The sequence below is a fragment of the Paenibacillus sp. JNUCC 35 genome, assembly GCF_058269095.1.
The window spans coordinates 1349923-1375200 of the sequence record NZ_CM177771.1; the positions used below are offsets into that span (position 1 = coordinate 1349923).

25 protein-coding genes are annotated in these 25278 nt (G+C 54.9%); 17 read left to right on the plus strand and 8 right to left on the minus strand.

The window, feature by feature from the left end; all coding sequences use genetic code 11:
* Nucleotides 1-15: 15 nt before the first annotated feature.
* The 3 genes from AC2TF6_RS06070 to trpS all read left to right on the plus strand — a co-directional run bounded on the left by AC2TF6_RS06070 (nucleotide 16) and on the right by trpS (nucleotide 3732).
* Nucleotides 16-1590: a cobyrinic acid a,c-diamide synthase CobB gene (locus AC2TF6_RS06070; protein WP_491310328.1), complete on the plus strand. Its 1575-nt coding sequence runs from the start codon at nucleotides 16-18 to the stop codon at nucleotides 1588-1590.
* Nucleotides 1591-1742: 152 nt separating this feature from the next.
* Nucleotides 1743-2315, plus strand: coding sequence for a nitroreductase family protein (locus AC2TF6_RS06075; RefSeq protein ID WP_491310329.1), 573 nt, complete (start codon nucleotides 1743-1745; stop codon nucleotides 2313-2315).
* Nucleotides 2316-2748: 433 nt separating this feature from the next.
* The gene (trpS, locus tag AC2TF6_RS06080) at nucleotides 2749-3732 is read left to right on the plus strand and encodes a tryptophan--tRNA ligase (RefSeq protein ID WP_491310330.1); all 984 of its coding nucleotides are present in this window, start codon (nucleotides 2749-2751) and stop codon (nucleotides 3730-3732) included.
* Between the two features lie 36 nt (nucleotides 3733-3768).
* Here trpS and AC2TF6_RS06085 read toward each other — a convergent pair whose 3' ends face one another.
* The gene (locus AC2TF6_RS06085) at nucleotides 3769-3960 is read right to left on the minus strand and encodes a DUF5325 family protein (protein WP_009673090.1); all 192 of its coding nucleotides are present in this window, start codon (nucleotides 3958-3960) and stop codon (nucleotides 3769-3771) included.
* 129 nt (nucleotides 3961-4089) lie between these two features.
* Between AC2TF6_RS06085 and AC2TF6_RS06090 the strand changes: the two genes are divergently transcribed.
* Nucleotides 4090-4320, plus strand: a complete 231-nt coding sequence (locus AC2TF6_RS06090) for an alpha/beta-type small acid-soluble spore protein (RefSeq protein WP_491310331.1) — start codon at nucleotides 4090-4092, stop codon at nucleotides 4318-4320.
* 152 nt (nucleotides 4321-4472) lie between these two features.
* Here AC2TF6_RS06090 and AC2TF6_RS06095 read toward each other — a convergent pair whose 3' ends face one another.
* Nucleotides 4473-5456: a metal-dependent hydrolase gene (locus AC2TF6_RS06095; RefSeq protein WP_491310332.1), complete on the minus strand. Its 984-nt coding sequence runs from the start codon at nucleotides 5454-5456 to the stop codon at nucleotides 4473-4475.
* A gap of 88 nt (nucleotides 5457-5544) precedes the next feature.
* Here AC2TF6_RS06095 and AC2TF6_RS06100 point away from each other — a divergent pair, with 88 nt between their 5' ends.
* A complete protein-coding gene (locus AC2TF6_RS06100; protein WP_491310333.1) occupies nucleotides 5545-5838 on the plus strand; it encodes a hypothetical protein in 294 nt (97 codons plus the stop codon).
* A gap of 138 nt (nucleotides 5839-5976) precedes the next feature.
* Here AC2TF6_RS06100 and gerQ read toward each other — a convergent pair whose 3' ends face one another.
* Nucleotides 5977-6480, minus strand: a complete 504-nt coding sequence (gene gerQ, locus AC2TF6_RS06105; RefSeq protein WP_491310334.1) for a spore coat protein GerQ — start codon at nucleotides 6478-6480, stop codon at nucleotides 5977-5979.
* A 161-nt stretch (nucleotides 6481-6641) separates the two neighbouring features.
* Nucleotides 6642-7337 (minus strand): response regulator transcription factor, encoded by a 696-nt coding sequence (locus AC2TF6_RS06110; RefSeq protein ID WP_491310335.1) that lies wholly within the window; start codon nucleotides 7335-7337, stop codon nucleotides 6642-6644.
* A gap of 305 nt (nucleotides 7338-7642) precedes the next feature.
* Here AC2TF6_RS06110 and cyoE point away from each other — a divergent pair, with 305 nt between their 5' ends.
* Nucleotides 7643-8632, plus strand: coding sequence for a heme o synthase (gene cyoE, locus AC2TF6_RS06115; RefSeq protein WP_491310336.1), 990 nt, complete (start codon nucleotides 7643-7645; stop codon nucleotides 8630-8632).
* 92 nt (nucleotides 8633-8724) lie between these two features.
* Nucleotides 8725-9357 carry an SCO family protein gene (locus AC2TF6_RS06120; protein ID WP_491310337.1) on the plus strand — a complete coding sequence of 211 codons (633 nt, stop codon included), beginning with the start codon at nucleotides 8725-8727 and terminating at the stop codon, nucleotides 9355-9357.
* A 7-nt stretch (nucleotides 9358-9364) separates the two neighbouring features.
* On the opposite strand, the gene AC2TF6_RS06125 is transcribed toward AC2TF6_RS06120, so the two are convergent.
* The 3 genes from AC2TF6_RS06125 to AC2TF6_RS06135 all read right to left on the minus strand — a co-directional run bounded on the left by AC2TF6_RS06125 (nucleotide 9365) and on the right by AC2TF6_RS06135 (nucleotide 11404).
* The gene (locus tag AC2TF6_RS06125) at nucleotides 9365-9712 is read right to left on the minus strand and encodes a toprim domain-containing protein (RefSeq protein WP_491310338.1); all 348 of its coding nucleotides are present in this window, start codon (nucleotides 9710-9712) and stop codon (nucleotides 9365-9367) included.
* Nucleotides 9713-9918: 206 nt separating this feature from the next.
* Nucleotides 9919-10014, minus strand: a complete 96-nt coding sequence (locus AC2TF6_RS06130; protein ID WP_491310339.1) for a YjcZ family sporulation protein — start codon at nucleotides 10012-10014, stop codon at nucleotides 9919-9921.
* Between the two features lie 109 nt (nucleotides 10015-10123).
* Nucleotides 10124-11404 carry an MFS transporter gene (locus AC2TF6_RS06135; RefSeq protein ID WP_491310340.1) on the minus strand — a complete coding sequence of 427 codons (1281 nt, stop codon included), beginning with the start codon at nucleotides 11402-11404 and terminating at the stop codon, nucleotides 10124-10126.
* A gap of 141 nt (nucleotides 11405-11545) precedes the next feature.
* Here AC2TF6_RS06135 and AC2TF6_RS06140 point away from each other — a divergent pair, with 141 nt between their 5' ends.
* From AC2TF6_RS06140 to AC2TF6_RS06180, 9 genes are all read left to right on the plus strand, one after another.
* Nucleotides 11546-11701: a hypothetical protein gene (locus AC2TF6_RS06140; protein WP_370001018.1), complete on the plus strand. Its 156-nt coding sequence runs from the start codon at nucleotides 11546-11548 to the stop codon at nucleotides 11699-11701.
* A gap of 56 nt (nucleotides 11702-11757) precedes the next feature.
* The gene (locus AC2TF6_RS06145) at nucleotides 11758-12180 is read left to right on the plus strand and encodes a hypothetical protein (protein WP_491310341.1); all 423 of its coding nucleotides are present in this window, start codon (nucleotides 11758-11760) and stop codon (nucleotides 12178-12180) included.
* Between the two features lie 44 nt (nucleotides 12181-12224).
* Complete coding sequence (locus tag AC2TF6_RS06150; RefSeq protein WP_491310342.1) at nucleotides 12225-13370, plus strand: transglutaminase domain-containing protein; 1146 nt, start codon at nucleotides 12225-12227, stop codon at nucleotides 13368-13370.
* Nucleotides 13371-13519: 149 nt separating this feature from the next.
* Nucleotides 13520-15565, plus strand: coding sequence for a peptidoglycan D,D-transpeptidase FtsI family protein (locus AC2TF6_RS06155; RefSeq protein ID WP_491310343.1), 2046 nt, complete (start codon nucleotides 13520-13522; stop codon nucleotides 15563-15565).
* Between the two features lie 602 nt (nucleotides 15566-16167).
* Nucleotides 16168-18042 carry an asparagine synthase (glutamine-hydrolyzing) gene (asnB, locus tag AC2TF6_RS06160; RefSeq protein WP_491310344.1) on the plus strand — a complete coding sequence of 625 codons (1875 nt, stop codon included), beginning with the start codon at nucleotides 16168-16170 and terminating at the stop codon, nucleotides 18040-18042.
* Between the two features lie 98 nt (nucleotides 18043-18140).
* Nucleotides 18141-18893, plus strand: coding sequence for a Cof-type HAD-IIB family hydrolase (locus AC2TF6_RS06165; RefSeq protein ID WP_009673175.1), 753 nt, complete (start codon nucleotides 18141-18143; stop codon nucleotides 18891-18893).
* 41 nt (nucleotides 18894-18934) lie between these two features.
* Nucleotides 18935-19411 (plus strand): DUF456 domain-containing protein, encoded by a 477-nt coding sequence (locus tag AC2TF6_RS06170; protein ID WP_370001028.1) that lies wholly within the window; start codon nucleotides 18935-18937, stop codon nucleotides 19409-19411.
* An 85-nt stretch (nucleotides 19412-19496) separates the two neighbouring features.
* Complete coding sequence (locus AC2TF6_RS06175) at nucleotides 19497-20219, plus strand: ThuA domain-containing protein (protein ID WP_491310345.1); 723 nt, start codon at nucleotides 19497-19499, stop codon at nucleotides 20217-20219.
* Between the two features lie 75 nt (nucleotides 20220-20294).
* Nucleotides 20295-21953: a putative polysaccharide biosynthesis protein gene (locus AC2TF6_RS06180; RefSeq protein WP_491310346.1), complete on the plus strand. Its 1659-nt coding sequence runs from the start codon at nucleotides 20295-20297 to the stop codon at nucleotides 21951-21953.
* 98 nt (nucleotides 21954-22051) lie between these two features.
* On the opposite strand, the gene AC2TF6_RS06185 is transcribed toward AC2TF6_RS06180, so the two are convergent.
* On the minus strand, nucleotides 22052-23359 hold the full coding sequence (locus tag AC2TF6_RS06185) for a DUF2515 family protein (protein ID WP_491310347.1): 1308 nt from the start codon (nucleotides 23357-23359) through the stop codon (nucleotides 22052-22054).
* 220 nt (nucleotides 23360-23579) lie between these two features.
* On the opposite strand from AC2TF6_RS06185, the gene AC2TF6_RS06190 reads away from it, so the two are divergent.
* The gene (locus AC2TF6_RS06190) at nucleotides 23580-25154 is read left to right on the plus strand and encodes a copper amine oxidase N-terminal domain-containing protein (RefSeq protein WP_491310348.1); all 1575 of its coding nucleotides are present in this window, start codon (nucleotides 23580-23582) and stop codon (nucleotides 25152-25154) included.
* Nucleotides 25155-25278 lie beyond the last annotated feature (124 nt).

Sequence of the window (25278 nt, forward strand, 5' to 3'; positions counted from 1 at the left end):
AAGAGAGGGACAGAGATGGCTGCTGAGCAGGAAAAAGAACCGGGAATCCTCTCCGGAACGGCGGAAACGTCTGCCGCAGATTTTGTCCCGGAAGCGGGCGGTCTGATCGTCAGCCGGGCTAAGCGGCTCCTCATCGCAGGAACGGGCAGCGGCGTCGGCAAGACGACGGTCACGATCGGCGTTATGGCCGCTTTGAAAGCGAGAGGCTTGTCCGTACAAGGCTTCAAGTGCGGTCCGGATTATATCGATCCGACCTATCACACCGCGGTTACGGGCCGTCTGTCCCGCAATCTGGACAGCTGGATGCTTCCGGCGGACACCGTACGCGAGATTTACTGCCGGGCGTCCCGGGACGCCGACATCGCCGTCATCGAAGGCGTAATGGGTTTTTATGACGGCAAAAACCCGAAAACGAACGAAGGCAGCTCGGCCGAAATCAGCCTGCTGCTTGATTGCCCGGTCATTCTGGTCGTGAACTGCAAAAGCATGGCGCGCAGCGCGGCCGCCATCGTGAAGGGCTTCCAGCTTCTGGACCCGCGCGTCAGGATCGCCGGGGTTTTCGCCAATCTGGTCGGCAGCGAGGGGCATTACCGGATCGTCCGGGACGCTATTGAGCAGGAGTGCGGGGTCCCGGTAATCGGGTACATGCTGCGGGACGAGAATCTGGCGATGCCGGAGCGTCATCTGGGGCTGGTCCCGTCCATCGGGCGGGGCGAGCTGTCGCCGTTCTTCTCGCAGCTGGCGGAGCGCATTTCCGCTCATACGGATTTGGAGCGGCTTTTGCAGGCTGCCGATACGGAGCCGCTGGAAGCGTCTGCCCGGATCTTCCGGCCGCAGGAAGCGGATGGAGGCGGCACAGCCCCGGAGGCGTCGCGCAGCCCGCTGACAGGCGCGGACGCGGATGCGGCTTCCGAGACGGTTCGCCCGCCGGAACCCCGGGTGCGTATCGCGGTCGCCAAAGACGCGGCTTTCCATTTCTACTACCCGGAAAATCTGGAACTGCTTCAAGCTTACGGGGCGGAGCTCGTTTATTTCTCCCCGCTTGCCGGAGAGAAGCTGCCCGCAGGTGCTGACGGGCTCTACCTGGGAGGAGGGTTCCCGGAGGAGTTTGCCGAACGCCTGGCGGAGCTTCAGGAGATGAAGCAGTCCATCGCCGAGGGCATCGGATCGGGTCTGCCGACCTTGGCGGAGTGCGGCGGGTATATGTTCCTGACCGACGCGATCGTGGACACCTCCGGCAGGCAGTATCCGATGCTTGGCCTCGTTCCGGGCAAGGTGACTATGCAGACCAAGCTTGCGGCGTTAGGCTACAGGGAAGCGACGGGGACGGAAGGGAATTTCCTGCTCGGTCCGGGCGATACCGCGAGAGGGCACGAATTCCATTATTCCGTATTCGAGCCTGCGGCGTCTGCGACGCTCCCGCCCGCGTACCAAACGAAAGGAATGCGCGGATCGAAGGAAGAGGGGGCGCTTAACGGCAGCCTCGTATCGGGGTACACCCATCTTCATTTCGCTTCCAATCCCGACATGCCGCGCAGATGGATCAAGAAATGCCTTCTTTTCCGGAAGATGCGGGACGGCCTTGTTTAACAGCACGGCCCAAATTCCCGGATGACCTTTTTGCCTTGTGCGAGAAGAGATGGTTTCAGCTTGCTGTTTTTGAGCCATACCGAACGATTTTAAGGAATGACTAACATTCCGAAGTTATCTGTAACCCAAACTTTTTCGGAGGTGCACCATACATGACTACAGCCGCAGCATCTATTCTGGACCTGCTGAACAAAAGGCGTGCCGTGCGCGGGTACACGGAGCATCCGGTCGAGGAGCAGGATATCCGCACGCTTTTGCAAGCGGCCGTTACAGCGCCTAACGACAGGCTCAGAGAGCCCTGGCATTTTTACGTCATCCAAGGAGAAGCCAAAGCACGCTATGAGGCTGCTGCCGAAGCTTTTCTGACGGAAAGATTTCCGACCAAGCCTCATCTGGTGGAAGAGACGATGAAGGCCGTCAAAGGCGTGCCGCTCGTCATCGTCGTGACTGCGGACGTCATTCCCGGCGACGAACCTTCCAGCCGCGACAACGAATATGCGGCCGCCTGCGCGATATACGGCATGTGGCTTACGGCCGAAGAGATGGGTCTGGGCCTTGTTTGGCGGACCCGGGGAGTGGGGCTGGTCCATGACGGGCGCATGCACGAGTTTATCGGTTCGCCCGAGAACCGGAAGGTCGTCGGGACTCTTTTTATCGGTCACCCGGCAGAGCCTGCGAAACCTACGGCAAGAGCCCCTTATGAAGAGAAAACGACCTGGCTGTAGTTGCCGCTGTCGTTGACATTAAGAGCAAACGGGGTATAATAAATAAAAATCGATGCAATCAACGCGAAGACGGGAACAAGTAAGCGGTATTCGTTCCGTACAGAGAGCCGGTGGGTGGTGTGAACCGGCGGAACATGCAGGCCGAATGGATCCCCGAGCTTAAAGTGGAACGGAAAGCGGACCGGCGATGACGGTTCATGGAACCAGCTGCTTTTTTTAAGCCGCATGGACCTTTCCCAGTATACGGAAACGGCTTTTCTCCCCGTTATCGGAGACGAAGGTTTGTTCTTTTTGTGGTCCGCGGATTTCGGGTGCGGTACCTGCAGCAGGCAAACGAATAAGGGTGGCACCGCGGTCTCTCGTCCCTTCGACGAGAGGCCTTTTTTGCGTTTATTTTCCAATCAAAATTCAGATCCAAACAGGAGGTTTTGTCATGAAACGCGTACTTTCGGGCATTCAACCAAGCGGTCAATTAACGCTCGGCAACTATATCGGGGCCCTTCGCAACTTTGTTAAACTCCAGAACGAGCATCAATGCTATTTCATGATCGTAGATCTTCATGCCATCACGGTTCCTCAGGACCCGGCGGCATTGAAAGAACAGACGGAATCGGTAGCGGCGCTTTATCTGGCCTGCGGAATCGACCCTGCCAAAGCCAGCGTCTTCCTGCAGTCCACAGTCAAGGAGCATGCCGAGCTGGGATGGCTCCTGACGACGCTGACTTACATCGGCGAACTGGAACGGATGACCCAGTTCAAAGACAAATCGGCCGGTAAGGAATCTGTCGGCGCCGGGCTGTTCACGTACCCTTCGCTGATGGCGGCGGACATCCTGCTGTACAACGCGGACCTCGTTCCGGTAGGCGAGGATCAGAAGCAGCACCTGGAGCTTACGCGCGACCTGGCGGCCCGCTTTAACCACCGCTACGGGGATACGTTCACGATTCCGGAGCCGTATATTCCGGAAGTGGGGGCGCGCATCATGTCGCTGGACGATGCATCCAAGAAAATGAGCAAGAGCAATCCGAACCCCGGCAGCTTCATCGCCATGCTGGATGAGCCTTCGGTAATCCGCAAAAAGCTCAGCCGCGCCGTGACGGACTCGGGCCGCGAAGTGAAGTTCGATCCTAAGAACAAGCCGGAAGTGAGCAACCTCATGGGCATTTATTCCCAATGTGCCGATATGACGGTAGCCGAGGTGGAAGCGAGATACGAAGGCCAAGGCTACGGCGCCTTCAAGAAAGATCTCGCCGAAGTCGTCGTGGCGGCGCTGGAGCCGATTCAGCAGCGTTACCGCGAGATCCGCGAATCCGGAGAGCTTTACGATGTGCTCCGCAAGGGGGCGGCCGAAGCGTCGGAGGTTGCGGGAGAAACGATTAAGCAGGTTAAAGAACGGATGGGCTTTGTTCTTCTGTAAAGCAAATTAAAAAAAGCGCCGCAGCGGCGCTTCGGGTTATTGTTTCCCCGAGGCTTCCCGCTTGCGGCGCATTTTTGCTTTTGTAGCGAATCCGAATCCCATAAAACCGATGGACAAGACGATAAACAGCACGACCAGCAGCGGCTCCCTCAGGGCGATGGCGAAGCTGATGCCTGCCAGAAGTAGAGTGCCGATCACGGCAAAAAGTAGTGCGAGTCCGCGACTCATTGAAAATCCCCTGCTTTCAAAGTTTTTTTTGTTTGAGATGCGTATAGAATTCTTCAACCGTCACATACTATCTTTGCAAGCTTGCAAATACATCAAGAATCTTAACTGACCGAAAGGAGTCTGATCCCAATGGGAACTGGACAATCTCGCAGCAGCAACGTACTGGTAGTACCTCAAGCTAACCAAGCTCTGGAACAATTGAAATACGAAGTAGCTCAAGAACTCGGCATTCAAATTCCTCAAGATGGTTACTACGGTTACATGGCTTCTCGTGACACTGGCGCGATCGGTGGACACATCACTCGTCGTCTGGTGCAAATCGCTGAGCAACAGCTGGCAGGTCAAGGTCAAGGCCGCTAATCTTGCGGAAACTGTAATACGCAGTCTTCATATGAGCCCGAGGGACTTGTCCCTCGGGCTTTGCCTTGTGATCCCGCCGATGCGGACACGGCAAAACCGCGCCGGTATCGGCGCGGATTAACCGTCGTACATAAGCGATGCCGTGCCCCGCTCTAGTAGCTGTCCACACGGAGCCGCTTCTGAAGACGGTCGTCGCTGAGCCAGCCGATATAGGAATCGAGCGGCTTGTAGCTGTGGTCCATGAGCAGCACGGCAACGAACGGATACTGCTTGCGGTGCCGATACCTTACATCGCTCCATCTTACTTCATAACCCCAGGGCTTTTCAATCACCTGAGCGCACGCATGGCCCGAGAAATAAAGGAAAGCCTGGATGTCCTTATGGCTTTTGGACGCTTCCGCCGCCGGATGGATGTCGCATTGGACCTGATCGATCCACCGGAGATTCCCTTTTCGCAAGTCTCCAAGGGTGTACAGGCCGTCTTCGCCCTGCTTGACCACATTCCACGCCGTTAAACTATAGGTGGGAATGGCCATATATTTATCCCCGGCTTTGTGTGCGGGATCTTGGACCGGCAGCTTCTTTTCCACCAGATAGTGGGCGAGTGTCCGCCATACGTAATAGAGAGCGATCAGCCCGTACAGCACCGGGAAAATCAAGGTGGGTTCCGCGGCGTGAACGGCCCACAGAAATATCGCGACAAGGTGAGCGGTAAAAATAAACGGATCGAAAATGTGGATAATGTTCCACGATATCCATTTCTGGTTAAAAGGCCGGAAGGCCTGCGTTCCGTAGGTGTTGAACAAATCGGTAAAGACATGAAACGCCACGGCGATCAAAACCCACATTCCTAAATGCAGGACGGGCACACCCCGGAAAATAAGGGCGAGAACACCTGTGATAAGCAGAGTCCAAAGAGCGACGAACGGCAGGGAATGCGAAATGCCGCGGTGATTGCGGATATAGACGGCATTGTTTTTGAATCTGAGCAGGGTATCGAAATCCGGAGCCTGCGAGCCCAATACGGTCCCGATGAAAACAGCGGTCATGACCGAAGGGTTGGAGGCTACTACCGGATCCACCATGGATAAGCCGGCGAGGCCGAAGCCGATGACTAAATGGGTTCCCGTATCCACTGGCTCTCCTCCTAAGCTGGAATTGTCTTTGACGGTATATTATAGTTTACCATGTTCGGTGTGAATTTAAATCAAGCGGAGGGGAAAAATGAGTAAAGTTTTTGTTGAATACGCCATACTGCCTGAATCGCGCGAGGCTTTCCTGTCCTTTATGCGGGAAAGACTCCGGGATAACGAAAAACTCTCCTTATTGGAAGGGACAGACCAGCCTAACTTGTTCGTCGAGATATGGACTCCCGTTTCCCCTGACGAATACACTCGTATGCGGGAAGTCCGTCTCAGCGGCGGAGATCCTATATGGGGGCGTATGCACCCGTGGATCAAAGGCGGCGGGGAGAAGCTGCACATCTGGCATTTCCGGTCCATCGGTCCGGATGAATAGAAGGGCATTCCGGCTACGTTTCATTAACCTTTAGAGACGGGTTAGAACCTGAAAGAGCCTATGACTTAAGCGAAATAAAGCTGCCGGGCGGGCAAAAGGAAAGCCCCGGCTGTCTGCCGGGGCTTCGTCCTGAATCCGTTACCGGGGCTGAACCGGCTTGTTGAAATAGTTCAGCGGCTCGTCAAACGTCACGTAATCCAGATTGACCATCAGCAGAAGATAGCGCATGCCCGTTTTGGGATCGCTGATGATGATGTGATCGCGCCCCGCCGCTTCGATAACGCCGCGGAAAATTTTCGCGTTCCATTCTTTATTGTTCTCGTACGTCATGTAGAAGGTGCCGACTTTACCCAGATTGAGCCGCAGAATGTTCTCGATGAACGATTCTTCCAGGGGAAGCTGGCTTATTGGGCCTCCGCTCGGGACCCCAGTGCCGCCCGATCCCGCTCCCGGAGGAGGAAATTGGCCCGGATAAGACGGATAGCCGGGGAATTGTGAGCCCGGAAACGAGGTTCCGGGTAACTGGGAACCCGGGAACGAAGGATAGCCGCCCTGCGCGGATCCGGGGTAAGACGGATAAGTCGTGTAACCGGGAGCTGTTGTGCCGTACGATTTGCTGCCTGGATTTGAACTGATCGTCATGGGAGTACACCCTCCTTATAATGCCCACTAGGTTCGCTGTTGCGCCGGCTTTTGCCGGATGGGCGCTTTTCCCTACTTAGCATATGGTCTAGGCGCTTGTCTCGTGACACAAAAAAAACCTTGCGCCGGCACAAAAGCCGTCGACAAGGTATTCATTAGGGCTATTCCGCGGCGAGAACGAATTTATATCCGACTCCCCACACGGTTTTGATGTATTTGGGATCTTTGGGATCGACTTCGATCTTCTTGCGCAAATTCGCGATATGTACGTCTATGGCCCGTTCCGTTACAAAAGAATCGATGCCCCTGATCCGGTTAAGCAGCTCTTCGCGGCTGAACACTTTTCCCTCATGCAGCCAAAGCAGTTTAATAAGTTCAAACTCGGAGAAAGTTGTTTCCACAGGTGTGTGGTTGACGTATAAACAGCGCTTATCGGTATCCACATGAATGGACGGCGGAGCCTCCCTAACCGCAGGGGCGGATTTGGCCTGTACGATTTGAGACCGTCTGAGAAGAGCCTGAATCCTGGCGGAAAGCTCGCGCATGCTGAAAGGCTTGCATAAATAATCGTCGGCGCCGATCAGCAGGGCTTTCACGCGGTCGGACACATCGTTCTTCGCAGAAACCATGAGGATAGGCAAGGAAGACAGACTGCGGATATCCGCGCACAGCTTCATCCCGTCGGAATCGGGGAGCATGATATCCAGGACGATCAGGTCGGGCTCGAATTCTTTGAAAAACCGGAGCCCCGATTGACCGTCCGAAGCGCGTTTTACCGTGTAGCCGTCTTCCGCCAGGTAAATCGACATCATATCCCCAATGCTGTTATCGTCCTCAATGATCAGAATGCTCGACATTAAGGGGGACCCTCCTTGCATGAGGTTGATGAAAATTGTTAGGAAAATGTTTAGGAATCTAAATCTTTTCTAACTGCTTTCTTTAATTTTCCTAAAACGATTAATTTAACTATACTAAATCCGTTTTGTGACGTCTAGGAAAGAATTCGTCGGGAACGTGACGGGACCGTCTGTCCGAATTCGACAATATGATGACAACTCATGCCATTACATTGTCAAACGTGGTCCTGCTTGATATGATGAGTGGGTACGAAAGACAGATGACTCGTTATGGTTTTGATGAATTTCTATGGAGGTTGAGATCCTTGGATAAACAATTAGGATACAAGGCTGCTCCCGATACGGTGCTTCACGCGGATCATCAAGCGGAAGTCGAATCGGCGGCGCAGACTGACGTTCCTTCGGAGCCGGCTACATGGAAAGATTATTTCGCCCTGACCAAGCCGGGGATTATATTTTCTAATCTGATTACCGCTTTCGGCGGATTTTGGATCGCATCGGCGGGAAACTTTACGATAGACTGGTTTTTCCTGATGATTTTCACCCTGGTCGGCACGGCGCTTGTCATGGCTTCGGGAACGGTGCTTAACAACTACCTGGACCGCGATATGGACGCCAAAATGGAACGGACGAAGAAGCGGGCTACCGTAAGCGGCAAAATCAAGCCGTCCGTGGTGCTCGGCTACGGGATTATTCTCGGCATCGCGGGTATTGCCCTGTTGTTTGTCGCCGTGAACCCGTTAAGTTCTCTTCTCGGTTTGACCGGTCTTTTCCTGTATGTGTGGGTTTACACGGCTATTTTCAAACGTACTTCCGTATGGAGCACGTTCGCGGGAAGCTTTTCCGGAGCGGTTCCGCCCGTGATCGGTTACTGCGCCGTTTCAGGCAAGCTCGATATGACCGGGCTCATCCTGTTCCTCATCATGTTCCTGTGGCAACCGCCGCACTTCTGGGCGCTTGGAATCCGCAGGAAGGAAGAATACCGTGCAGCCGGTTATCCGCTGCTGCCTGTCGTGAAAGGCAACTACGTCACCAAAGTAAGCATGATGCGTTACATCGTCCTGCTGGTGCCGGTTTCCCAGCTTCTCTTCTTCTATAGCGGAGACGCTCACGTTGGACCGCTGTATTTCTTCGCGGCGACGATTATGGGGCTGATCTGGGCCTTTATGGGCTACAAAGGATTTAAGACGAAAGATGACGACAAATGGGCCAAAGGCATGTTCATTTATTCCGTGAATTACCTGACACTGCTGTTTTTGATCATGGTGGTCGATTCGACCATTATGAACTTATAAAGTAGATTACCCAAACTTGAATCCAGATGAACAAGACATCCCATGGCGACATTGCGACATGGGATGTTTATTTAGAGGGGAGAAGTGTATTTATGGCGGGTGGATTTTGGGCAAAAAACTGGTTTAAGGTAGGTATTACCGTCGTTCTGCTTGCGATCATCGCATCGTTTGCCTACAAATTATACGGTCAGGAGCAGGCCAGCGCTTATTTGAAGGATAAGCCGGTCGGCACCGCGGCGCCTTTTGAACTGACGGATACGGAAGGCAAGAAGGTTTCTTCTTCCGATTTGGACAACAAGGTTAAACTGGTGTATTTCTTTTTCGCAAGCTGTCCGGACGTATGTCCGATAACGACCAATTTTTTATCCAAAGTCCAGGATGAGATGAAAGCCCAGAAAGTATTTGGGGACAAAGCGGACATCGTATCGATTTCGTTTGATCCGGCCAGAGACAATCCTGCCGCCCTCAAGGAGTATGCGGTCCGCAACCGCGCCGATTTCACGGGATGGAAATTTCTGACCGGCACGGACGAACAGGCAATGGCACAGCTGGCCAAGAAGTACTCCATCGGAGTCACGAAGGACAACACGGGGAATTTCACCCATTCCAATGTCATCCTGCTGGTGGACAAAAAAGGCCAGATTCGTACGTATTACAATCCGGGCAGACCCGATCTTGATTACAAAACCATCGTGAAGGACATCAAGACGTTAAGCAAGGAATAGGCGGAACCTACAAGGCAGGAGCCGGGGGATACACAATGTATTCTTCGAGCCCTGCCTTTTCCAGTTGCTGGATCAAGTATTCCTCGGGTGTGCCTTCCACGCCCGCGTATCCGCGTCTCGTGTAAATTTGCTCGCCGTCCGGGAACAGGTCCCGGAGGCGGCCGCGGATTTTTTTGCCGGAAGAATCGTTGTCGGTAAACACATACACTTCACTCGTCCCGACTTTTTTCTTCAGCTGTTCCAGAGCTTCGGTGCCGGGAGTCCCGTATGTACAGTATATATCCACTTCACTGATGAGCAGACGCCTAAGCCTGCTGCGGTCGTTTTTTCCCTCTACAATAATGGCGATAGACATATTCCCGGTTCCTCCGTTCAAGCTCATTCCGCTTGTCTGTTCAAGGTGCAGATAAGTGTCGATATTTATTATAATGGACAGAATTCCGGCTCACAAATAGTCCGATCGGCAAAGAACGATGTGCATTTCCTGGGAAATGTCGAAACGGCAAAAAGACGGCTTGAACGCTCAAGCCGTCTTTCGCGCCTTTTGCAGGCGCTATAGGGTTAGATGAAGGTGCGCGAAATGATAACCAGCAAAATGAACAGAACGAGAATCGTTCCCGTCGAAGTCCAACCGCCATATCCGCCGACTGTTCCCATTCGTCTTCACTCCTTTATTAGAAGATCACCCGCCCCTGTATCAATGGCGCCGCGAGAAGGAATTCCTGTGCTTTTGCCCGAATCGGACGTGAAATGAGACGGACGGCTATCAGACTGCCGCGGGCTTCTGTCTCAGAACCCGGAACGGAAGCAGTGTCAGGGCGGCCATGAGGATAACGAAGGCAATGAAGTAAGGCGAGATGGAGTCGCGGAGCTTGCCCGCCACCATCGGACCGATAAAAGCGCCGATGGAGTACGCGATGGAGAGGAGCGAGAACACTCTGCCGTAACGGTTGCTGCTCGTTATTCCGGCGAGTAGGGTTGCGAGCGACGGGAAAATAAGGCCTTTGGCCATCCCGATCATAAACAGGGTGACCGTCAAAGGAAGCGGCCAGTCCACCGCGAGACCGAAGAAAAGCACCGCGAGGGCAAGAGCGCCGGAAACGGTCCGGTGGGCGGGCGGTATCCGGTTCAGGAACAGCATGCTGAGCGTAACGAGAGCGCCGAGACTGATCAGAGAGAAGAAAAGGCCGGAAGTAAGCAGCGAAGACTGGGCTGTTTTCATCAGGGGAAGCTCGAAGAACAAAATTCCTTGCGAACAGGAAATCGCCAGCGGAACGAAATAAAACATCCACGGGATTTTGTCCGCGCCCCCGGCAAGACCTCCGGAGTTGTCCGCTACCGGCGCATGAAGCTGTGCAGCCTTCCGTCCGGTGCCCTGCGAACCGGGTGACGGCGCGGCTGCTTCCGTGCCGCCGCTTCCCGGCTTGCGCGACATGGCGGCGGATACGCTTATCCCTGCGGAACCGGCCCCCGTGTGAAGCGGGGGAGCCGCGGGTTCCGGGCGCGTTTCTTTCAGCCACGGAATGGAGAGCAGCCCTGTCACGATAAGGAGCCAGCCGAGGAGGGTGAAGGAGGCCGTGAAGCCGAACTGGGCGACGAGATAGGCGCCGGCCGCGGGCGAGACGACGGAAGCGAGCGTGTGGATCAGCCCGTTTCCGGCCATAAGCTTGCTCTGGTGCACGCTGTCTTTAGCGATTTTGGCCAGCATCGACAAGCAGGCGGGAGACAGGAAGGCGAGAACGAAACCGCTGATGGAACGGATCATCAGAAGCTGCCAGGGGTCTTTAACCTGCGATTGAAAGATAAGTACGATACCTGCTACAATCAGGCTGAACACGATGAAGAGCTTGCTTCCGTATTTATCGACCCCGTATCCGGCAAGAAGATTGCCGGGGAGATGGGTGAGGGAATACATGCCCATGATCAGACCGATAAAAGAAGGCGCCGCGCCCAGGGACAGGGCGAAGGGTGTCAGGATGGGGTATTGGGCATGTAAGTCGAAGAATGCGACAAACATGAAGAAATAGAGCCATATTGCCGTTTTCATACGTAGCACACCGCCTCGTTATTTTTGCTGGCGAAACAACTTCTCGGTTCCGTTCGTCTTTTCTAGATGTACGCCCCTTGTCCCGTACTTATGCTACCGTTAGCGTTCAGGCACGTAATAGGAAAGGAAGAAGGTGGCCGTATGGACCGGTTCATCGTCGCTCTGCTGGCTGCGCTCGGCGCTTTGGCCGTTATCCGGTTTCTGAAAACGAGACGGAGCGTGCAGCAGGAAACCGACCGCGAAGAACAGATTCGGCAGGAATTGAAGGAGCTCCGCAGAAAACGGGAAGAGGAATAAAAGCTTCCGCCGGGCGGAGCCGGTATTTTATTTTACAAAGGGGGATATACAAGGAAATGGATGCCTGGATAGCGTTTTTTCAGGAGCGCTGGCTGCTGATTCTCGTGGCTGTCATCGTTCTGCTCGTCGTCGTCAGTCTCGTCAAAACCGTGGTCAAGTGGCTGCTGGTTATCGCCATTGTGGGGGCGCTGGTGGTTTACGGAGCCAACTATAAGGAAACGCTGCAAAGTATCGGAAACGCCGCGTTAACCGAACTCAGCAGTCAAGCGGTCAAAGCCGTGCAGAACGAGGCGAAGGATGCCACCTACACGGCCAACCCGGACGGTACTTATACAGCCTCGACCAAAAATGTTAAAATTGTAGGAACACCCGGTTCGTCCGAAGTGTCCGTCACGTTTATGAACCAGACTTTTAAGGTTAAAGCAGAAGAAGCGGTCCGCGCATTCGTCGAGCAGGCGAAGAAGAACGCCGGCCAATAATACAAAGCGAAGTTATATGTGTGTAAAAGGAGGCCCGCCTGCCTATGTTTACCTCGTTGTTTTCCGGGGACACGACGATCAATTTCATCTCGGTTGCACTTATCCTCATCGTGATCGTTTCAGCCATTCAAGGCATCATACGCGGAGCCTCCGGTTCTGCCAAGCATCTGCTGCATATGGTCTGCGGAATTCTGATCACGGTAGTGGCCATCTATCTGGCCTGGCAGACGGCGACCCTGGTTTCGGACCCAGTCCGCAACTGGCTGAGCAGCCTTGCCATTCAAATACCCGCCCAGGAAATGCCCGTCTGGAAGCAGACGTATTACACGGCGGTTACGGCTATCCGCGACTTTGAACTGTTCCGCTTCGGCGTCCTGTTCCTGCTGGCTTATCTGATCATCCGTCAGGCTCTTTACTGGTTCGTCGATCCCGTTCTGCTCAGATGGGCGCAAAGCCGCTGGGACCGGGAAAGCAGCCCTTCCGTCATCAGCGCGGCGACAGGCGGACTGATCGGCTCCGTAACGGGCGTTTGGCGGGCCCTGCTCGTCGTAGCCGTGCTGTTTGTTTTTGTGACGCTGTTCCCGCAGGCGAAGCCCGCAGGGTATATCCAGGCTTCGTCCCTGTACCAGAAAGGCGCGCAGGAAGTCATCCAGCCGTTTACGGGCGATTTTCTGCAAAACCAGGTGCCGGTCTTCACCAGGGCCGTGGAGCAGGAATTCAGCCAGATTCTGCAGCGCAAATACGAGGTTCTGGACGCGAATATTCCGAACAATATTTCCGCGGCCGCCCAGGAAGTCACGAAGGCCGGCAAGACGGACGAGGAGAAAGCGGAGCTGCTCTATAAATGGGTCGGCAGCCGGGTCGAGTACGACTGGAACAAAGTCGAGCTTTATGAGCAGCAGCGTATCTGGAAGGAACAGACACCGGAGGATACGTTTGCGACGCGCAAAGGAGTATGCATCGACTATTCCCGTCTCTACGCCGTTATGGCCCGTTCCGTCGGTCTCGACGTGAAAGTGGTGACCGGCCTCGGGTACGACGGCCGGGGCGGATACGGTCCGCATGCCTGGAACGAGGTGTACCTGGCGGATTCCAAGAAATGGATTCCGCTCGATTCCACCTGGTTTTCCAGTGGAGGCAACTGGTTTAACCCGTCCAATTTTAATCAGACGCATATCCGTGAAGCTTAGAGGACCGCTCCCTTACGGGGGGCGGTTTTCTTTTGCCGGAACCCCAAGGGATTGATTCTCCCATTCTCTTACATTTTTCTAGCGGTACATGTCTATGGTAAACTGGTAGATAGAGCAAGGATAGAAAAGGACACAAGGAAGGAAGCAAGATGCACAACGAAGATTTTGAAAAACCGGATTCCTCTAAACGCACGCGTTTCTCTGTTCGCATTAATTTGTTCTTTTTCACGACGTTTATTTTGTTTTCCGTTCTGATCGTCCGTCTGGCCATCCTCCAGTTTGTCGAAGGAGACAGGCTCGCGGAAGAGGAGAACTCGGCCACCAACCGGGAAACTCCCATCCCGCCGATCCGGGGCAATATTTATGATTCCAACAGCTACCCCATTGCCTATACGATTCCGGTCCAGTCTGTCTTTTTCCGGATTGAATCGGGGCAGAACAATAAGGAAGAGGTAATCGGTCTCGCCCGTAAGCTTGCGGACGTTTTCCAGCAGTACGGTTCCAAGACGGCCAAACCTTTGACGCCCGAGGAAATCGTAGAGCTGATGGACGTAGGCTACGATATCAACCAGCAGCAGACGAAGGCGCCGAGCTATTACTCCATTCCGAGAAGGATCAAAGCCGATCTGACGAAGGAAGAGGTCTCCTATTTGCTGGAGCACCGGGATGAATTCAAATGGATCGAAGTGATGGAAGAGAGCATCCGGACCTACGACCAGGATAAAATCGCCGTTCAACTGACCGGATACATGCGGCAGTTTTCGACTGCGAGGGAATCCAAATACGGGCTCAGCTTTTATAAAAACAAAGAAAACACGACCGAATATCTCGATACGGAAGACGTCGGCTATGACGGGCTTGAGCTGATGTATCAGGAAGAACTGCGCGGCAAGAACGGCTATAAGAAATATCCCGTGAACTCCTCGCAGAAAATTATCGGGCCCGTGTCTATCACGAAGCCCGAAAAAGGCAACAACCTGTACTTGACGATTCACAAGGACATCCAGAACCGCACGGAACAGAAAATTATGGATCATCTGGCTTACTTGCGTCAGCCGAAATCGAGCTCCTACGGTTATTCGCCCAATGCCCGTTCGGGTTACGCCGTCGCCATGGAAGTCGATACGGGACGTGTCGTCGCCATGGCCAGCATGCCGGATTACGATCCCAACCTATGGACCGGCGGGATTAAGACGACGGAGTACAAAAAAATCCAGCCGTTCGTCAACAACGGGACGATTACGACGGCCTATCCGGATTATCCGGAGAACGAGCTGAAAAAGCACGCCAATTCCATCGTGTACGTGGGCTCGACGATTAAACCGCTGACTGTGCTTGCCGGTCTTAAAGAAGGCTTTTTCGGCGTGAACGATTATTATAACGACAGAGGCTCTTATTCGTTCGGTAAAAAGGGATCGCAAAGCACGATCTGGAACTCCGGCCGCAAAGCGTTCGGCCCGATCAATGCCGCCGATGCGATTAAGCACTCCTCCAACACGTTTATGTCCGCATTGGTCGGGGAACGGCTGTATTTCGACCGGGAAGACGGGCTGAAGGTGTGGGACGATTACTTGAAGCGGTTCGGCCTCGTCGTGTCTACGGAAAGCGGCCTTCCGAACGAGTATGCGGGCTCCAACGAGTCGCTCGCCAACGCGAAGCTCGACAGCAAGCAGTCCGCGCTCGTTTACGCTTCCTGGGGGCAGAACGAGAAGTCGACCACGCTGCAGCTCGCCCAGCATGCTGCCATGCTCGCCAGCCGGGGCAAACGGATGAAGCCGTTGTTCGTGGACCGCATCACGACCTACGAAGGCGAAACCATCAAGAAGTTCGATCCCGTTGTGCTCAGCGAGGAAACTTCGTTCAAGCCCCAGTACTGGGACACGATTTTCAAAGGCATGAAGGAAGTCAGCAAGCAGGGCTTCGACGGCGTCAACTACACCGTAGCCGCCAAAACGGGTACGTCCACGCAGCAGATCGGCTCCAAAGAGGTGGACAACGCCGTATTTATCGCGTTCGCTCCGGCCGATAAGCCGAAGCTTGCCGTTGCGGTCGTCGTCCCGGAAGGGGGCTACGGCTCCTACGGTGCCGCTCCGATCGCGAGGGAAATGTTCGACGCATACGACGAATATATCGGCCTGAACGGCACCCCGCGCGGACCGGCTAACGGCAAGACGGACGGCGCAGCTAAGAACTAGGCCGGGACACCGCGTGCAGTCTCCTCACCTGGGGCTCCGCGTGACGGTGGACGCCCGCCGGGCGGGAGTCTGTGTGGGGAGACGAACTCCCCGGACACGGAGAGCGCGGGAGCTTGCCGTGTCGGCGGAGGCTGCTGCCCGCACGGGTACAGCCGGGCCGGCGGGCAAAACCGTCGGCATGACCGGCCGCCAGACAATATCGCCAAACCGGGCACTTGTTCATATTTGTCACTTCTAAACGGGAAGGGACATAAACTGAGAGCAGGGAACCCGGTTTTTTTTTGCTTCAAAAGTTGCCTAATGCCAACAATTATGTATAAAGGAAAAGGGGCGGTGGATATGAAAAAACGGAGGCTGGCTTCATCTGTTAAACGCCTTATGTGGGTTATTGCCTTTTTGTAAACGAGGGCTGCCCGCAGTCCCCGGAAAAAGGCGGAGACGCTTCTATTCCAAGGAATTTGAAGCGTCTCCGGCGAGCTTAAAAAGCCGCGGTTAAAGGGGGCCGCGAGTTTTCATTTTCAGAAAGGCGACCGGGTGTGCTATACTAGTTTATCGAATAACAACAAGACTAGTTGTAGCTTTAGTGGAGGTGTGAATCACTCGTGTGTGGTATCACCGGTATTATGTATTTTGAAGATAGAGAGCCATCCGTATCCATGCTTCAGCAGATGACGGACGTGATTCATCACCGCGGCCCGAACGACTCGGGCTTCTGGACAGAGAATCGGATCGGGCTCGGGTTCCGACGACTGTCGATTATCGATATTGCGGAGGGCCATCAGCCGCTTTGCAACGAAGACGAATCCGTTTGGATCATTTTTAACGGGGAAATTTACAATTATAAATCTTTGCGGAGCATGCTGCAGGACCGCGGCCATGTTTTCCGGACGAACAGCGATACCGAAGTCATCGTCCACTTGTACGAAGAATTCGGCGAAGAATGCGTGAAGCATCTTCGCGGCATGTTCGGTTTTGCCATCTGGGACCGCCGCAAGAAGCAGCTCTTCGCCGCCCGTGATCATTTCGGCATCAAACCTTTTTATTATCAGTACAACGACCGGCAGCTGCTGTTCGGTTCCGAGATCAAAAGCCTTGTCGCATCGGGAAGCGTAAGTCCGTCCATTCGGACCGAGAGCCTGATGAACTACTTGACGTTCCAATACGTCCCTGAACCGAACACGATGTTCGAGGGGATTCAGAAACTGCCGCCGGCGCACTACATAAAAGCGTCCTTCGACGGCGAAATGTCGATTCACCGCTATTGGGATCCGATGTTCGATCCGGTGGACCGCCCCTTCGGGGAATATGTGGAGCAAATCCGCGAAACGCTCAAAGATTCCGTCGTCCATCACATGGTCAGCGACGTGGAGCGCGGCTGCTTCCTGTCCAGCGGAATCGACTCGACCGCGATTGCGGCTCATATGCGCCAGATCGAGCCTATCCGGACGTTCTCCGTCGGTTTCGAAGGTCCGAACAACGAGACCCTGATCGCGGCCGAAACGGCCAAAGCGCTCGGTACGGAGCACTACTCCAAGATCATCACGCGCGAAGATTTCTTCAACACGCTGCCGAAAGCCGTCTGGCATCAGGACGAGCCTGTTGCCGACCCTTCGGCCATCGCGCTCTATCACGTGGCTCAGCTTGCCCGTGAGCACGTTACCGTGACGCTGTCGGGCGAAGGCGCGGACGAGCTGTTCGGCGGCTACCGGATCTACCGGGAGCCTCTGTCGCTGGCTCCGCTGGAGAGCCTGCCGCTTTCCGTACGCCGCATGCTTCACCGGCTGGTGAAAATGCTGCCCGCCGGCATGAAGGGCCGCAACTACCTGCTTCGCGGAACGACTCCGCTGGAGGAGCGTTTCCTCGGCAACGCGAAAATTTTCACCGAGGATATGAAGGCGGAAGTGCTGCGCGTGGACAGCGAGATGTTCAAGCAGTATCAGAATCCGTTCCAGATTGCCGCCCAATATTACGACAAGACGAAGCATCAGGATCCCGTGACGCGGATGCAGTACATCGACATGAACCTGTGGATGCCGGGCGACATCCTGATGAAAGCGGACAAAATGACGATGGCCCATTCCCTGGAGCTGCGCGTTCCTCTGCTCGACAAGGAACTGTTCGAGGTTGCCCGCCGCATCCCGACGAAATACCGGATCGCCGAAGGAACCACGAAGCATATCTTCCGCAAAGCGATGGAAGGCATCGTGCCGGATTTCATCCTGAACCGTCCGAAGCTCGGATTCCCGGTTCCGCTGCGCGACTGGCTCAAAGGGCCGACGGGCTCCACCATGGTGGAGCAGATTAAAGCGAGCGGCATCGAAGACTATGTAAAAATCGACGCGGTCGAAAGAATGGCCAAGCTCCATCAGGACGGACAGGGCGATTATGCACGCCGTCTGTGGACCATTTACATGTTCGCTCTCTGGCACGCGACCTACATGGAAGAAACCACGAAGAAAACCGTAGCCGCGTTCTGACATAAAAGTTTCGTTTAGCTCCAGATTCCCCTACAGGGAGTCTGGGGCAATACTTACGAAGCGGCTTTCCTAAAGGAAAGCTTGGAGGAGGAAACATTTTGAGTCAATATAAGCTGGTAGCATTGGATATGGACGGCACGCTGCTTAACGAAGAAAAGCAGGTTTCCCCGGCGAACCGGGAAGCGATTTACGCGGCTCTGGAAGCGGGAGTCACCGTTATTTTCTCGACCGGGCGCGGCGTGCAAAGCGCCCTTCCTTATGCGGAAGAGCTCAAGCTGGAAACCCCGATTGTTTCCGTTAACGGAAGCGAAGTCTGGAAAGCTCCGCACGACCTTCTGAAACGTACGCTGCTTGATTTGGATCTGGTCAAACGGATGTACGACCTGGCGATTGAGCACGATACCTGGTATTGGGCTTATTCGGTCGAGGGCATGTACAACCGGGATAACTGGGCGGAAGATATCACCAAACCCGAGTGGCTCAAATTTGGCTTTTACACGGAAAATAAAGAAAGCCTGGAGATCATCCGCGGAGAGCTGGCCCGCTGGGGAGAGCTTGAAATCACGAACTCCCATCCGGACAATCTCGAGCTGAACCCCAAAGGAATCAGCAAAGCGAGCGGCATCGAAGAAGTCTGCAAGCTTCTCGGCATCGAGATGTCGCAGGTCATCGCCATGGGCGACAGCGAGAACGACATCGCGATGATCCGCGCGGCGGGTCTGGGCGTAGCGATGGGCAATGCCCAGGACGGCGTGAAGCGTATCGCCGACCTTGTTACGGTTACCAACGACGAGGACGGGGTCGCCAAAATCATTCAGGAATACGTGCTGGACCCGTTATCCGCCCGTTAAGATAACCGCGGACGTTTTTCGGGAAGAAAGGATGAGAAGACATGGCTATTTTGGGATGGATCCTCATTATTTTGCTGTTTGCCGTCGGGATGCTGGGTGCGATTTTTCCTATTCTTCCGGGCGCGCTCGCTATTTTCGGAGCCTTTTTCGTCTACGGGTTTTTCTTCAGCTTTGAACCTTTCGGCTTCTGGTTCTGGCTGATCCAATCGGCGATCGTTATCGCCATCACTATCGCCGACTATCTCGTGAGTGCGTTCGGCGTCAAGAAATTCGGCGGTTCCAAGGCGTCCGTATGGGGAAGCACGATCGGTCTGCTCGCCGGTCCGTTCGTCATACCGGCTTTCGGGCTTATCCTGGGGCCTTTTATAGGCGCTGTGCTGGGCGAACTGATCCATGGCTCGAACCTTAAGCACTCCGCCCAGGTCGGGGTAGGATCGGTTCTCGGTTTCTTCTCCAGCGTTGTCGTCAAAGTCGTTCTTCAACTGCTGATGATCATTCTGTTTATCATTTGGATTTAACCCGTTCAGGGATACCCGTCAAAAAAGGCGGACTGCGGAAGCGCGCGGAATACGCCTTATCTCTCCTTTGGAAAGGAAGACCGAAATGATTAAAGTAACCGTGTGGAATGAAAACGTGCATGAGAAAACGAATGCCAAAGTAGCCGAAGTATATCCGGAAGGCATCCACGGAGCGATTGCGGCGGGGATTGCGGGAGACTCCTTCCAGATCCGGACCGCAACGCAGGAACAGCCCGAGCACGGGCTTACGCAGGAGGTTCTGGATGACACGGACGTTCTGATCTGGTGGGGACACAAAGCTCACGGCGAAGTCGCCGATGAAATCGTGAACCGCGTACACCAACGCGTATTGGACGGCATGGGACTTGTCGTACTGCACTCCGGTCATTTCTCGAAAATTTTCAAAAAGCTGATGGGCACTTCCTGCGATTTGAAATGGCGCGAAGCCGGCGAGAAAGAACGCCTGTGGGTCGTGGATCCTTCCCATCCGATCGCCGAAGGCATCGGGCAATATTTCGAGCTGGAGCAGGAAGAAATGTACGGGGAGCATTTTGATATTCCCGCGCCGGACGAGCTGGTCTTCGTCAGCTGGTTCGAAGGCGGAGAAGTATTCCGCAGCGGCTGCACCTATCACCGCGGGCAGGGCCGGATTTTCTATTTCCGTCCCGGTCATGAAACGTATCCGACCTATTACAACGAGAACGTTCTGAAAGTCATTACAAACGGCGTGAAATGGGCGGCTCCGGTACGTACGGCCAAGCCGGTTTACGGGAACGCGCAGCCTTTGGAGAAGCTTCAGGCGAAGTAAAACGGCGTCAGCCGATCACGTCCGGAAAAGGATCTCCTTTTCCGGTCTTATTATGTATGGGGAGAAGGAACGACATTGTCTAAGGATTCGCTAGTCAAAGGCACTCTGATCTTGACGGTCGCGGCTTTGATTGCCCGCTTTCTCGGTGTATTTCAGCGTTTTCCGCTCGTTTATATGCTGGGGAACGAGGGAATGGCGAGTTATGCGATCGCTTTTAATCTCTACAGCAATCTGCTGGTTATCGCAACGGCGGGCATTCCGAGTGCCCTGAGCAAAATGATTTCCGAGCGGACCGCGCTCGGGCGGATGGATGAAGCGAACCGGATCTACAAAGCCGCGTTGATATTCGCGGCCTTGGCCGGCGTTGTCATGTGCGCGATCCTGTTCCTTCTGGCTCCGCATTATGCGGAATCGTCCGGTGATCCTCATGCCACGCTGGCTACGCTGGCCATCGCTCCGGCGCTGCTGTTTTTCCCGCTGATCGCCATCATGCGCGGTTATTTCCAGGGCCGCCAGAGAATGATGCCCAACGGCATCTCGCAGGTGATCGAGCAGATCGTCCGTCTGATTACGGCGGTGGGGCTGGCTTATCTGCTGCTGGGCGTCTCGCTCGACTGGGCCGTGGCGGGGGCGTCCTTCGGCGGTGTAACCGGCGGAATCGCAGCCTTGGCCGTCATGCTGTATTACGCGCTTAAGCTGCGTAAAGAAGACAGGGGGACGTTGCCGGTTTCCGAACCCGTATATACGGAAACCGGTCAAAGCCGCCCATCGGGAGAAAAGATCCGTTACGGGCAAATTTACGGCCAATTGCTCAGATTGTCCATTCCGATCGTTATTTTTTCGATTACGGTGACGCTGATTTATAACATTGACTCTTCCACCATTATTCCGCTTCTGCGGGATCAGATCGGCGAAGCCAAAGCCAAGGATATCGTCGGTATCCTCGGCGGGCAGGCCCAATCGCTTGCGGGGCTGCCGATCGTGCTGGCGATCGCGCTCAGCCAGTCGGTCGTCCCCATTATTTCGGGTGCCTACTCCCGCCGGGACTTGGAACTGGTCCGCAACCAGTCCTCCCGCGTGATGCAGCTCGCTATCCTGTCCGGCCTGCCCATGGTTCTGGCGATCTGTACGGCGGCACGCCCGCTTTCGGGCATGTTCGACTACGGCGGCACTCCGACAGGCTACGAGTACGGCCCTCCGATGATCGCCATGATGACCGCGGGAGCGATGTTCCAGATCATCATGCAGACGTCGGGCGCCGTCCTGATGGGCATGGGCAAAATGCGCGCGCTCGTGTCCAGTGTCGTTTTCGGCATAGCCGTAAAGTTGCTCGGCAACCTGATTCTATCGCCGTGGCTCGGCATTTACGGCATTCTGGCGTCGACGATGCTCTGCTTCATCGTCATGTCCGCCTTTAACCTGGCCGTGATGCGCAATGTGGTTACCTTCCGCATCATGGCTCCGCGCCGCTGGACCGGCCTGATCGTCACGACGGCTGTCGTCGTGGTGATCGGCGTGTTCGCGGAGCGGCTGCTCTTCGAGCATCTCCACTTGTTCCCGTGGAGAGTCGTGAACGCAACCGTCAACGCCGTCCTGATCGGCGCCTTGGCTTGCGTGCTCTATGTCATCCTTCTGTTTGTCACGAAAGTGGTCACGAAGGATGACATCAAGACCTTCCCCGCGCCGCTGCAGAAGCTTTATGCCAAGGCGGGCCGCGTGCTCGGCCGGGGATAAAGCTCCCGCGGGGCGGCCGCAAGGACCGGCGCCGCCGGACCAACCCATAAAAACGCCCGATGTGCCTCTGCATAAGCAGAAGGGACGCCGGGCGTTTTTTAGTCCCCTTTCAACTGAGTGGACGCGAGGGCGGCCAGTTGAATTTTATGGAGGCCGAAGCAGCATTCGGCGCTCATCTCGAACAAAGCGGGGACGTCGATGTCCCCGAAGTAGCCCGTCACGCTCCCGGCATACGCGGGGAACCAGTCCCCGGGCTCGGGAGCCGTCAACGGGACGTCCTTCCACGTGCGTTCGAGCTCCGGACTGTAGATGCCCGCGGCTCCGGCCTTCAGTTCGCAGCCTTCCAGCTTCGGGCCCGCTGCGCTGACTCCGGGGGCGTCCTTGCGGATGCGGGAGAACAAATGCGGCCAGTAGTCCGCACGTGAGCCGGTGTGCGGCTGTGCGGAAGCGAAAAGCACCACGCCTTGGTGGACCGCCGGAATGCCGAACAAGATGGCGTACAGCGTTTTTCCGAATCCGATCCGTTCCTTGATATCCGTGAAGTTCTCCAATATTTCTCCGGCCAAATTCAGGCGGTCTGCGGACTTGTGCATAGGATCTTTGTGCAGGGCGAAGGGAAAGAAAACCTGATTCAGCTGAAGGAGCGCCTGGGCTTGAAATTCCGCCGTTTCCATAACATGCGTAATGAAATACTGCTGTTTGACTACACGGCTTTCTATAAAATGTTGTTCATTTACGATTAGGGAGACCGTTAGCAGCACCGGATCGTGAACCGCCCAGAATTCCTCCCAGACGGGCCTCATAAAAACGGACACCCCGAAGGCCGGGAGCAGATGAAACAGAGGCTCGCCGGACCGCTTCGACTCCTCGTAGAGCAGCAGCTGCGGGTAAGCGTCCCCGAATATGAGCGCATTCGCTCTCTCCAGAAAAGCGAAAAGAGCTTCGCGTCCCGGACGTTTCAGCAGGGCGGGAAGAAACTCCCCTTCCAGGTCCGTCATGTTCCAGCCGCCGTTGCGGGAGACCATATGGGCGAGAAGGGCCCAATGAAGCTCGGGATGCTGCTCATACAGGTTCCAGTAAGCCCGGGTGCGGGTTACGTTGTTCCGGTTTTTCCGCTGCGTATCGAGGCGGATGCGTTCCACGAGCCGCCGCTCCTGCGCGGACAGGGAAAACTCCGGAGCCGGCGGGCTTACGGGCAGTACCGCGAGGTCCTTCCATGTCCTGCGCAATCTTTTGACACTGTCTTTGCCCGGTACAAGTTTCTGGGCACTCTGGCCCAAGTGAAACGCGGACTGCAAAGAAGCCAGTTTGCCTGATGCAAGCTGGGTAATCGTGTGCGGTACGCCCGCCAGCCAGTGTCCGATCGCTTTGAGCGGATTGTTCTCTTTGACCCCGTTGCCGTTCATGATACAGCCTCTTTTCCCCGGAATACTTTGTGAAGCAGCCGTAACGTCAATTATTAGGATGCCCGTTTTTTCCGATTTTCCATCTTCTTGCACGATATGCAAACAAATGGGCAGAGGTCCTGCTTTCCAGGAAAATTTATCGGGAATGTGAGTCTTTTTGCTTACTTGTGCGTATATAAAAGAGTTAGCAATACTTGGGAGATGGAAAGGAGCCGGAGAAATGAAAGTGAATAACTGGAAGAAGGTTGTGTGCGGGGGGACAGGCGCGCTCATGATCGTCCTTACGGGTTGCGAATCCGTAGGAGGTCTTGATGTGAATAAGGCGCTGGTCAACCAGTACGCCGTCAAATCGGCGGAATCGCAGGAGTCACTCAAGTTTGAACTTCTGACGGGAGATCTGGCCGGGCTGCCGCCCGAGGCGCAGAAGCTGGTAGGCCTGTTTAAAGAAGTGACGATCAAGTTTACGGAGGAGAAGATCCAAGATCCCCGGAACGCATCGATGAAAGGCGAATTTACATACGGCAAGGGAAGCATCCCTTTCGAGCTGTCCCTTCAGAACGAAGATATTATTATCCGCATCGAAGGCGTAAGCAAGCCGATTTACATTCGCAACGCGCAGACAGGTCCGCTTAACGGAGGCTTACTTGTACCGGGCCAGAAGAGCATCCAGGAGCTTCAGAAGGTGATCGAGGACAAACTTCCGACACTTGCGTCGTTCTTCATCGGCCATGCGCCGAATCCGAAGACGATCGGGGTTACGTCCGTTTCAGAGAAAGTGAACGATGAGACGGTTTCCCTGCAAAAACTTCATGCCGAAATTAAAGGCAGCGAAGCGCTCGGTCTGGTCAAAACCTTCCTGCAGAACATCGCCGCAGATGAGAAAGGCCTGAAGGAATTCCTCGGCACCGTATTCGACGTATTCGGGCCGATCGCCAAAGAAGCCGCCGCACAAGCGGGCGAGGAGAACAAGCTGCTGGATGCTTATCTGTCCAACAAAACGCTAGCGGTCGAAACGATGTATACCGCCGTACAAACCGGGCTGAAGGATGTTCTGGCAAGCTATGACGAAACGACCGACAAGCTGGTGAACGGTCCCGGCAATGAGCCGATCCGCGACATTCTGAGCGACCGCTCGTCCGTAAACGTGGACTTGTATGTGGACAGCTCCCAGCAAATCCGCAAAAGCAGCGCGGGAATTACCATTCCGCTGCCTGAAGCGGAAACGGGATTGAAAGGGATCAAACTGAGCATGGCCGGAGAAAGATGGAATATTAATCAGCCCGTCACGATCAGCCCTGTCAAAGCCGAAGGAGACCGTTTCGTCTTCGATGCGGCCGATCCCGAATCGATTCCTTCTCTCGGAAGCTTCCTGAAATCGGTGGATAAAAATTCCTCGATTTACAAGCTGCTCAAAGAGGATTTCCAGATTACGAAGCGTTCCTTTACGCTGCCGCTGGACGATGAGGACATGAGTTTGTTCGGCTTTGGGGGCTACCGCAAAGGCGACGTTTCCATGGCGCCGGTGACGTACGTAGCGAATATGCTGGACGCGAAAGTGAAATGGGACGGGGAAACGAAGCAAATTACGGTAACGGATGACCTCGGCGGCCATACGATCGTGTTTACGCTGGGCAGCGCCGAAGCGCTTGTCGACGGTAAGCCGGTGACGCTGGAGCAGGCTGTCGAGCTTCACGGGGATTACACCAGCGTTCCTTTGAGATTCCTGACCGAAGCGCTGGGCGGGGAAGCGAAATGGGACAGCAAGCAGGATGCTGTTATCATTACACGTCCATAAATACGGCAGAAATTGAAGGCGGAAGCCGAATAGCATGAGCAGGGAGCGGGCTGTATACAGTCCGCTCTTTTTTTGCCCGCAATGGGTTAAAGCCGGGTGCATACGGCGATAATCCTACAAAGAT

What these genes read in the sequence shown, in the direction of transcription:
- AC2TF6_RS06100 (WP_491310333.1), top strand. Translation starts at nt 5,545, where the DNA reads ATGAGTAAAGTTTTTGTTGAATACGCCATACTGCCTGAATCGCGCGAG.
- AC2TF6_RS06155 (WP_491310343.1), top strand. Translation starts at nt 13,520, where the DNA reads ATGCACAACGAAGATTTTGAAAAACCGGATTCCTCTAAACGCACGCGT.
- AC2TF6_RS06140 (WP_370001018.1), top strand. Translation starts at nt 11,546, where the DNA reads ATGGACCGGTTCATCGTCGCTCTGCTGGCTGCGCTCGGCGCTTTGGCC.
- AC2TF6_RS06145 (WP_491310341.1), top strand. Translation starts at nt 11,758, where the DNA reads ATGGATGCCTGGATAGCGTTTTTTCAGGAGCGCTGGCTGCTGATTCTC.
- trpS (WP_491310330.1), top strand. Translation starts at nt 2,749, where the DNA reads ATGAAACGCGTACTTTCGGGCATTCAACCAAGCGGTCAATTAACGCTC.
- AC2TF6_RS06075 (WP_491310329.1), top strand. Translation starts at nt 1,743, where the DNA reads ATGACTACAGCCGCAGCATCTATTCTGGACCTGCTGAACAAAAGGCGT.
- gerQ (WP_491310334.1), bottom strand. Translation starts at nt 6,480, where the DNA reads ATGACGATCAGTTCAAATCCAGGCAGCAAATCGTACGGCACAACAGCT.
- AC2TF6_RS06150 (WP_491310342.1), top strand. Translation starts at nt 12,225, where the DNA reads ATGTTTACCTCGTTGTTTTCCGGGGACACGACGATCAATTTCATCTCG.
- AC2TF6_RS06175 (WP_491310345.1), top strand. Translation starts at nt 19,497, where the DNA reads ATGATTAAAGTAACCGTGTGGAATGAAAACGTGCATGAGAAAACGAAT.
- AC2TF6_RS06120 (WP_491310337.1), top strand. Translation starts at nt 8,725, where the DNA reads ATGGCGGGTGGATTTTGGGCAAAAAACTGGTTTAAGGTAGGTATTACC.
- AC2TF6_RS06185 (WP_491310347.1), bottom strand. Translation starts at nt 23,359, where the DNA reads ATGAACGGCAACGGGGTCAAAGAGAACAATCCGCTCAAAGCGATCGGA.
- AC2TF6_RS06090 (WP_491310331.1), top strand. Translation starts at nt 4,090, where the DNA reads ATGGGAACTGGACAATCTCGCAGCAGCAACGTACTGGTAGTACCTCAA.
- AC2TF6_RS06170 (WP_370001028.1), top strand. Translation starts at nt 18,935, where the DNA reads ATGGCTATTTTGGGATGGATCCTCATTATTTTGCTGTTTGCCGTCGGG.
- AC2TF6_RS06130 (WP_491310339.1), bottom strand. Translation starts at nt 10,014, where the DNA reads ATGGGAACAGTCGGCGGATATGGCGGTTGGACTTCGACGGGAACGATT.
- AC2TF6_RS06110 (WP_491310335.1), bottom strand. Translation starts at nt 7,337, where the DNA reads ATGTCGAGCATTCTGATCATTGAGGACGATAACAGCATTGGGGATATG.
- AC2TF6_RS06085 (WP_009673090.1), bottom strand. Translation starts at nt 3,960, where the DNA reads ATGAGTCGCGGACTCGCACTACTTTTTGCCGTGATCGGCACTCTACTT.
- AC2TF6_RS06125 (WP_491310338.1), bottom strand. Translation starts at nt 9,712, where the DNA reads ATGTCTATCGCCATTATTGTAGAGGGAAAAAACGACCGCAGCAGGCTT.
- AC2TF6_RS06135 (WP_491310340.1), bottom strand. Translation starts at nt 11,404, where the DNA reads ATGAAAACGGCAATATGGCTCTATTTCTTCATGTTTGTCGCATTCTTC.
- AC2TF6_RS06070 (WP_491310328.1), top strand. Translation starts at nt 16, where the DNA reads ATGGCTGCTGAGCAGGAAAAAGAACCGGGAATCCTCTCCGGAACGGCG.
- AC2TF6_RS06190 (WP_491310348.1), top strand. Translation starts at nt 23,580, where the DNA reads ATGAAAGTGAATAACTGGAAGAAGGTTGTGTGCGGGGGGACAGGCGCG.